This is a genomic window from Vibrio sp. 10N.222.46.A1 (genome assembly GCF_041473595.1).
GTDB lineage: Bacteria > Pseudomonadota > Gammaproteobacteria > Enterobacterales > Vibrionaceae > Vibrio > Vibrio tasmaniensis_A.
The window spans coordinates 1-1311 of the sequence record NZ_JBFRSN010000673.1; the positions used below are offsets into that span (position 1 = coordinate 1).

3 protein-coding genes and 1 pseudogene are annotated in these 1311 nt (G+C 46.2%); 1 reads left to right on the plus strand and 3 read right to left on the minus strand.

Annotated features, from left to right (window positions below; translation table 11 throughout):
• Nucleotides 1-75: 75 nt before the first annotated feature.
• A complete protein-coding gene (locus tag AB4496_RS18140; RefSeq protein ID WP_102258558.1) occupies nt 76-567 on the minus strand; it encodes a PaaI family thioesterase in 492 nt (163 codons plus the stop codon).
• 35 nt (nt 568-602) lie between these two features.
• Between AB4496_RS18140 and AB4496_RS18145 the strand changes: the two genes are divergently transcribed.
• Nucleotides 603-881: a DUF134 domain-containing protein gene (locus AB4496_RS18145; protein ID WP_004734814.1), complete on the plus strand. Its 279-nt coding sequence runs from the start codon at nt 603-605 to the stop codon at nt 879-881.
• A 52-nt stretch (nt 882-933) separates the two neighbouring features.
• Here the strand turns inward: AB4496_RS18145 and nqrM are convergent, their stop codons facing one another.
• Nucleotides 934-1131 (minus strand): (Na+)-NQR maturation NqrM, encoded by a 198-nt coding sequence (gene nqrM / locus AB4496_RS18150; RefSeq protein ID WP_012604162.1) that lies wholly within the window; start codon nt 1129-1131, stop codon nt 934-936.
• Nucleotides 1128-1311 (minus strand): annotated as a pseudogene (locus tag AB4496_RS18155) (hypothetical protein); the annotation flags it as partial. The pseudogene AB4496_RS18155 and the gene nqrM, both read right to left, overlap by 4 nt.

A 1311-nucleotide genomic window follows, 5' to 3' on the forward strand; every position in this document is an offset into this window, starting at 1 on the left:
GCTCAGCGTTGATCGTAGGTGTTTCGGCTTATGCCGTCTGGACAGCGTTCAAATACTTCAAAAAGAACAAAGCTTCTAGTTCAGATCAAATCTAGGCGGGGCTGACATGAACTGACTCTTTGCCGACGAACATAACTTCCCACACTGCGTAATTTGGCTTTCGAGGAAATAAAGATTACGTCTGCTTTTCACCCATTGAGCGCAAATTTCGAGTTCCTGACCAATGGCGATTGGATGGTGAAAGCGAGACGACAAACTCACCGTCATTGCAGTGATGTTATTTTGGAACAAACAATGCAACATCGCACTGTCATGTAACGCGGTGACAATGCCACCCTGCATAATGCCATCGTAGCCCTCAGCTTTATCTGTTGGTACAATCTTGGCCCTGGTTTTATATTTAGCTAAAGCTTCACTCTTAATTGAAGCTTCATGATTGGCCAAGGCTTTATGATTGACTAAAGTCTCGCGCTCGCCAACGGCTTCAAAACAAATGGGGCTGTCTGCGAAAAAACCTTGGCTGCACACTTGGCAACGCCGATGGTTGTGTGGAATAAAAACCTTCATACTTACCTTTTAACCTTAAATACCTAGAGATTGATATGGCTCGACCAAAAAAACATCGCCAGTTATGCACCCGAGCGGCTTACTCTTGTTTTAAGCCTAATGGCGTTCCTATGGACGAGCTTCATAAAGAAGAATTGCTATTAGAAGAGTTAGAAGCCTTACGCTTAGCTGATCAAGAAGGATTGAGCCAACTTGAAGCCGCTGAACAAATGCAGGTGTCTCGCCAAACGTTCGGCAACATCATCAAGCGTGCACGAGCCAAAGTCGCCAAGTGCATCGTCAACGGTCACGCGTTGGTGATTCAAAGCGCTTAACTCGCGAACTAGCCCAACGTTAGCTAGCTCAACGACAGTGAATTCTCGATACTTAGCTTGATGGCTCAGAGATCTGATACAACTTTCGGCTTTGCCCTTCACACACATCCTTGCAATTGCATTCGCGCTCAATGTCTAACTGTGCGAGTCCTCCACAACTGCCTTTGATTGGCTTGCGCGAAAAAATCACGCCTATCGCCATCAGTGTAACGACTCCGACAAACCCCAATAGCGTCAACAAAAAGGTCATTTACGGAACCCTCGAATCGCGCCTAGCTGATTAGGCTGTGCCATTAAAATCGAAGCTTGTTTTTTGTGCCCTTTCTCGCCGCACGTTTTATTGCTACACCCGATATTGCGCGACTCGCGACCATAATCGAGGTCGGTTACTTCTTGTAGATTGCTAAAATCCAGAGTGGTAACTTCGGCT